The organism is Polaribacter sp. 11A2H (assembly GCF_011379025.1).
In the GTDB taxonomy this organism is placed as follows: Bacteria; Bacteroidota; Bacteroidia; order Flavobacteriales; family Flavobacteriaceae; genus Polaribacter.
On the sequence record NZ_WTLD01000017.1, the window covers coordinates 43,385 to 50,388 of the forward strand.

The window sequence follows — 7,004 nt, forward strand, 5'->3', positions numbered from 1 at the left end:
TTTTCTAATTCTGATTATAATTTATACAATTTGGTCTAATTCTTTCCGATCCCAATCTTGTGATTTTCGATACTCAGACATAGACATTCCTGTTATAGATTTAAACTGTTTTGCTAAATGACTGCTATTGTTATAATTGAGATTGTATGCTATTTCAGAAAAGTTTAATTGATTTAATTGTATGTATTCTTTTACTTTTTCAATTTTTAAGTTGATGATATACTTCTCTAGCGTAATACCTTCCGATTTACTAAAAAGCTTACTAATTGCCGAATCGTTTTTACCAATCTCTTTTGTGATTTTCGAAATAATATGATCTGAATTGTTTTCTGAAATACACTGAATTACAATCACTTTAACTTGTTCTACTAACACTTTAGCTTCATCTTCAATCAACTCAAATCCCAGGTCTTTAAGAGCTGTTTTTATAGTATCATAATTGCTGTTTAAATCTTGTTTGACAACAACTTTTCCTAATTCTATCGATTCAATATCTAAACCATTACGTGTTAATAATGCTATAATTGTAGATTTGCATCTAGCACAAACCATATTTTTTATAATTAACGTTTGTCCCATTTTTATTGAATTAAATAGTGAATACTCGTTGTTTGAATATAATAATTATAAATGGCTTCAACTTGATTCATTTGAAACTTCAATTGCAATTCTTGAATATCTAAAACATCATTAAAATCGATCGTTCCAGTTTCGTAACTTCTAATTAAAATATCTTCCGCATCTTTAGCTTGCTGTAAATTTTTAACTTGTGTATTGTAACTAATTCTTGCAGAAGACCGATCGTTTATCGCCTTATCTAAAAGCGTTTCTAAAGTATTGTAACGTTCTTGTTTTTGAGCTTCAATTTCTTGTTGCTGTAACTCGTTTTGTTTCGTTTTCGATTTATATTTTTTATTGAATATCGGAATAGATAATGATACGGTTGGCATAAAAATATCTTTACCTTTTTCACTAAAAGTGATGTCGGGTCCTGCTTGAATATTAATATAATCGACCCCAAAACCAAATGATGGGTTACTTTCTTTCTGATTCAGAAATTCGGATTGTTCTACGGATTGAAATAGTTTGTCATATTTTAATAATTCAGGATGTAATCCTAAATTACTAGAAGTAATTTCAAAATCTTTAGAGGGCATTAGCAAAGCATCAATAACCTCAATTTGAATATCCTTTTCTCTATTCAACAGATTATTAAAAACCGTCTGTTCTGATAAATATTGTTGCTCTAAAACCAGTCTTAATTGCTCTAATTCATTCTGACGCATTTGCAGTTTAAAAACATCAACGGCCGAAGATTTACCAACTTCAATCGATTTTAAAGCCAACGTTTCATAGGTTTTAAGCAGTTTGTTATTTTCAATTAAAATTGCTTGTTTAGCTTTGTTTACGTATAATTTGTAATAAGACTGAGAAACGGAAACCATTAATTTTCGTTTGGCAATTACAATGTCTTCATATTTGGTGTCTGCCAAAGAACTTGCATAATTTTCGCGAGAAGTAATTGTTCCAAACCAAGGCAACATTTGTTTTGCTGAAACTTTAAAACGTTGTGTTCCCGCTCTAGTTTCTGGTTCTAATACAAAATAACCTGCACTAAATTCAGTATTTGATAATGTGTTTACTTCGTTTACTTTTTCTGAAGCAATGCTATATTGCAACTCGAATTTCTGAATTTCAGGACTATTTTCTAAAGCTTCCTTAATATAGGTTTCTAGTTCTTGACCATTAACAAAGTGAATAGTGAAAAGTGAAAAACTAAAAATAACGATCCTCTTTATATTAAAATGGACTGATAAAAAATTAAAAATCTTGAAAGGCGATATTTTTTTTAAATGCTTTTTCATTATAATTTAGATTTTGCTGTTTTTATAGAACTCACTAACATAGCTACTAACTCTTTATTCAAATTATAATGAGTTTTATACTGTTGGATATCAATATAATTGGTGTCTTTTAATAAATCTATCCAATACAATGTCTCATTTGCTTCTTTTAGAGAAATACTCATTTTGTGAATAAAATCGGCTTTACTCTGAGCAAATTCTGCTTCACGAATTAACGCACCAACAGCTGTTCCACTTCTTAAAAGTTGTTTACTTAAAACATATTCCTTTTTTTCTGAAACTAATAATTGAGATAACTTCACAATTAAAATAGCAAAGGCATAACTTTTATCTTTTAATATACTTTTTCCCATGATTTTATTTTTTTAGCTTATCACTTAACATTTATCACTTATCACTTTAATCTTTTCACTCTTTTTAACTTAACCTCTTCTCTCCAGCTATATAAAACCGGAACAATAAAGTAAGAAGTGATATCAATCACCATTCCTCCAAAAATTGGAATTGCCATCGGAATCATAATATCGCTTCCTTTTCCTGTGGATGTTAAAACTGGTAACAACGCTAGAATGGTAGTAACTGTAGTCATTAAACACGGACGAATTCGTTTTTTAGCAGCTTCTAATGCTGAAGCTCTAATGCTCATTTTATCCGCAGGTTTTTCACGATCAAAAGTTTGTGTAAGATACGTTGCCATAACCACTCCATCATCTGTTGCAATACCGAATAAAGCAATAAAACCAACCCAAACAGCCACACTTAAATTAATGGTTTTCATATTGAAAAGGTCTCGCATATTCTCACCAAAGAAACTAAAATTGAAGAACCAATCTTGTCCATAAAGCCAAATCATAATAAAACCACCAGCAAAAGCAACGGCAATTCCGGTAAATACCATTAATGAAGTTGTGATCGATTTAAACTGAAAGTACAAGATTAAAAAGATGATAGCCAACGCCAAAGGAACCACAACAGCCAATGTTTTTTCTGCACGTAATTGATTTTCATACGTTCCCGTAAACTTGTAACTGATTCCTTTAGGAACAATTAATTCTCCCGAATCTATTTTCTGCTGAAATAAGGCTTGTGCATTTTCTACCACAGCTACTTCTGCAAAACCGTCAATTTTATCAAACAATACATAACCAACTAAAAAAGTGTCTTCACTTTTTATTACCTGCGGACCTTGTTCATAACGAATCGTTGCCAACTCATTTAATGGCACAGGACTCCCTTTTTCTACAGGAATATAAATGTCTTTGATGTCTTCTGGATTGCCCCGTAATTCTCTTGGGTAACGTACACGAACTCCATATCGTTCTCGCCCTTCCACAGTTTGGGTTAATTCCATTCCGCCAATAGCAACTTTTAACACACTCTGTACATCTTCGATTGAAATTCCATATCGTGCTATTTTTTCTCTATCAATATCAATCAATAAATACGGTTTACCTACAATTCTATCGGCAAAAACAGCTTCTACTTTAACACCTTTCGCTTGTTTTAAAAGACTTTCTAGCTCTAATCCAAAAGCTTCAATTTGCTTTAAATCTTGACCTTTCACTTTAATTCCCATGGGTGCTCGCATCCCTGTTTGAAGCATGACTAAGCGGGTTTCTATAGGTTGTAATTTAGGTGCAGATGTAACGCCTGGTAACTTAGTTACTTTGATAATTTCTTTCCAAATATCATCTGGACTCTTAATTTCTGGTCGCCAATTTCGGTAGAATTCACCATCATTGTCTTCGATAAGTTGTCCGCTTGAGACCTCACAGGTTTTTGAAACCTGTGAGGTCTTTTCCATTGGCATAGAATTATTTACGCACAAACTACCGTCTTTTAATATAAAATAACCATCGGCATTCACTTTATAACGTTGTCTTTCACCTTCAGAATTACGCATGTATTCAGATTTATACTGAATCATGTTTTCGTACATCGATAAAGGCGCAGGATCTAAAGCAGATTCTGTTCTACCAGCTTTTCCTACCACAGTTTCAATTTCTGGAATGGTGGCAACTGCCATATCTAATTGCTGCAACACACGTTTGTTTTCTTCAACTCCAGCATGCGGTAACGATGTTGGCATGAGTAGAAAAGATCCTTCATTTAAAGAAGGCATAAATTCTTTTCCGGTGTTGTTCATAATCCAAAATCCAGAAACAAGAACGGTTATTGGAACCATTAAAAACAACATTTTATTCGCTAAAGCCCATTCTAAAATTTGTCCGTAATATTTTCTAAAAATAGAAAACAGTCCTAAAATTCCGAAGCAAATAATAGCCACAAAAATTAAGTTGATAAAAATACTACGATCAAAACCTAATGGTCTCCAATATTCCGCCAATAGAAATACAATAGCTACGGAAGAAATAATAATATTTACAAGGTTTTTTGAAAGTGAAAAATGAAAAGTGAAAAGCGAAAAGTTTATTTCAGTTTTATTAAAATACAAACTTAAAAAGGACACAATTCCGAAAGCAACTACTATAAAACCTAACCAAAATCCACTTATTACAATTACAATTCCGGCAAGAATTAAAACACCGCTTACAATGTATTTAAACGATTTTTTTAGCGTTGTTTTACGGAATAAAAAAGCTGCTAAAGGCGGAATTATAAACAAAGCAATTACTAAAGAAGCAGATAATGCCATTGTTTTTGTAAAAGCCAAAGGTCTAAACAATTTACCTTCTGCACCTATCATTGTGAATACAGGCACAAAACTAATAATAGTTGTTAAAACCGCTGTTAATATGGCTCCGGAAACTTCCGCGGTAGCGTTGTAAATAATTTCATTTATTGAAAGTTTGTTGTTTTGAACAGTAGAAATCATAGATTCCTCGTCGCTCGTGCCTTGCTCTGTCGGAATGAGATTCTCATTGTTCACTTTTAACTTTTCACTCTTAACTTTCTCCTCATCAAGATGACGAATCATATTTTCGGCGAGTATGACGCCTACATCTACCATAGTTCCAATAGCAATTGCAATACCCGAAAGTGCTACAATATTTGCATCCACATTAAATAGTTTCATCGCCACAAACACCATTAAAATAGCTACAGGTAACAAACCAGAAATTAAAATGGAGGCTCTTAAATTAAAAACCATTATAATAATTACTAAAATGGTAATTAAAATCTCTAAAGTTAATGCTTCGGTAAGTGTGTCTAAGGTTTCTACAATAAGTTCAGAACGATCATAAAAAGGAACCAGTGTTAGTTGAGATGTTCGTCCGTCTGCTAATACTTTCGTTGGCAAACCACCTTTTAGTTCCGCTATTTTTTCTTTGACATTCGTAATTACTTCCATAGGGTTTGCACCATATCTAGCAACTACAACACCACCAACTACTTCTGCGCCTTCTTTATCTAATAATCCACGTCGTGCTGCAGGACCTAAAGAAACTTTTCCAATGTCTTTAATTTTAATGGCAGTAAAATCTTTAGAAGTTACCACTGCATTTTCAATATCTTCTACGGATTTTATATATCCTAAACCACGAACCAAATATTCTGCTTGATTGATTTCTAAGGTTTGTGCACCAATATCTTGATTACTACTTTTAACCGCTTTTACAACTTGGTTTAAACCAATATTATACTGACGCATTAATTCCGGATTCACATCTACTTGATATTCCTGAACATAACCACCAATTGAAGCAACTTCTGAAACGCCACTTGCGGAAGATAATGCATATTTTACGTAGTAATCTTGAATGCTTCGTAATTCTTGTAAATCCCAACCTCCAGTAACGTTTCCGTCTTTATCTCTACCCTCTAGAGTGTACCAATAAATCTGACCTAATCCTGTAGCATCTGGTCCTAAAGCAGGGTTAACACCTTCTGGTAATAATCCGCTTGGTAGTGAATTTAATTTTTCTAAAATCCGACTTCGGCTCCAGTAAAACTCGATGTCTTCTTCAAAAATGATATAAATACTAGAGAAGCCAAACATAGAAGAACTACGTATGGTTTTTACTCCAGGAATACCCAATAAGGAGGTGGTTAAAGGATAGGTAATTTGGTCTTCGATATCTTGTGGCGAACGACCATCCCACTTTGTGAATACAATTTGTTGATTTTCACCAATATCTGGTATGGCATCTACAGCCACAGGATCACTTGGTAAAAAACCAGTATTCCAATTAAAAGGTGCGTTTACAGTTCCCCATCCTACAAAAAGGACAAGTAATAAAACTGCTACGATTTTATTCTCTATTAAGAATTTGATGCTTCTATTTAGCATTAGATTTGAAATTTAAACAGTTAGAAAGTGGCGTTAAAAAAAACACCGAATACAAGAAATCATCCTAATGAAATAAATCACAGGATAATACAGTCTATTGTTTAAAAATCAGATTAAATAGGTCTCGTCTAGCTTAAAGATTAACCTGTTAGCGAGCAGTGGTTTGTATTCTCCGTAAGAAGATACATTGTTTTCTAAACCTTCAAAAAGGTTGATATAAGAGTAAATATATGAAGCTAAAAACACTTGTTGTTCAAAAGAAATAACATCTACTTGGAGCTGTAATTCATCTTGACCATCTACCATAAATTGTTTATCACTACAACAATTCTTTTTGATTACTTTACAATCCTCAGTAGAAGGCTTCTCCATTTCCATTCCGCAACCTTTCGCTTTATGAAACATGGCCGTTTCCACTAAATTATCGCCACAATAATGCATGCTTACAGCAAAAGACATTGTAGAGAATAACACTACAATGGCCATTATAAAGGACATTATTTTATGGGAAACTTGCTTCATATTGATAACAAAGGTATACTAAATTAAATAATAAAATTTTAGTTAAGAAAAATTTAACTAAAAACAGGGCAACTAACATTCCTTAATATATCTTTCTTATAAAAGATTCTTAACTCCAAATAAAAACATTCACTTTTCTTAGTAAACTGCAAAACCAATGATATCTATTAAAAAACGACCTTTAACCTAAATTAAAAATTAGAGAAAGCACATTTCAATAAAAAATATTAAAGAAAGATACAAGAAATAATGTGAATTTGAAAGCATTGAAATTTAACGAAAGCAGGGATCAACACAAAAAGTTGTGGAGTAAAATAAAAAGGAAGAACTTTGACTTTTAAATTACTTCTATTTTGGATACTTCA

5 protein-coding genes are annotated in these 7,004 nt (G+C 32.4%); all 5 read right to left on the minus strand.

Translation table 11 applies throughout. The features are described 5' to 3' along the window. Positions 1–21: 21 nt before the first annotated feature. Positions 22–579, minus strand: a complete 558-nt coding sequence (locus GQS58_RS15865) for a helix-turn-helix domain-containing protein (protein ID WP_166387701.1) — start codon at positions 577–579, stop codon at positions 22–24. Positions 580–581: 2 nt separating this feature from the next. Then, on the minus strand, positions 582–1,865 hold the full coding sequence (locus tag GQS58_RS15870; RefSeq protein ID WP_166387703.1) for a TolC family protein: 1,284 nt from the start codon (positions 1,863–1,865) through the stop codon (positions 582–584). After that, a complete protein-coding gene (locus GQS58_RS15875) occupies positions 1,865–2,218 on the minus strand; it encodes a four helix bundle protein (protein WP_166387705.1) in 354 nt (117 codons plus the stop codon). The genes GQS58_RS15870 and GQS58_RS15875 overlap by 1 nt, the downstream gene beginning before the upstream one ends. Before the next feature lie 41 nt (positions 2,219–2,259). Continuing rightward, positions 2,260–6,117 carry an efflux RND transporter permease subunit gene (locus tag GQS58_RS15880; RefSeq protein ID WP_166387707.1) on the minus strand — a complete coding sequence of 1,286 codons (3,858 nt, stop codon included), beginning with the start codon at positions 6,115–6,117 and terminating at the stop codon, positions 2,260–2,262. 108 nt (positions 6,118–6,225) lie between these two features. Further along, complete coding sequence (locus GQS58_RS15885) at positions 6,226–6,639, minus strand: HYC_CC_PP family protein (RefSeq protein WP_410524709.1); 414 nt, start codon at positions 6,637–6,639, stop codon at positions 6,226–6,228. Positions 6,640–7,004 lie beyond the last annotated feature (365 nt).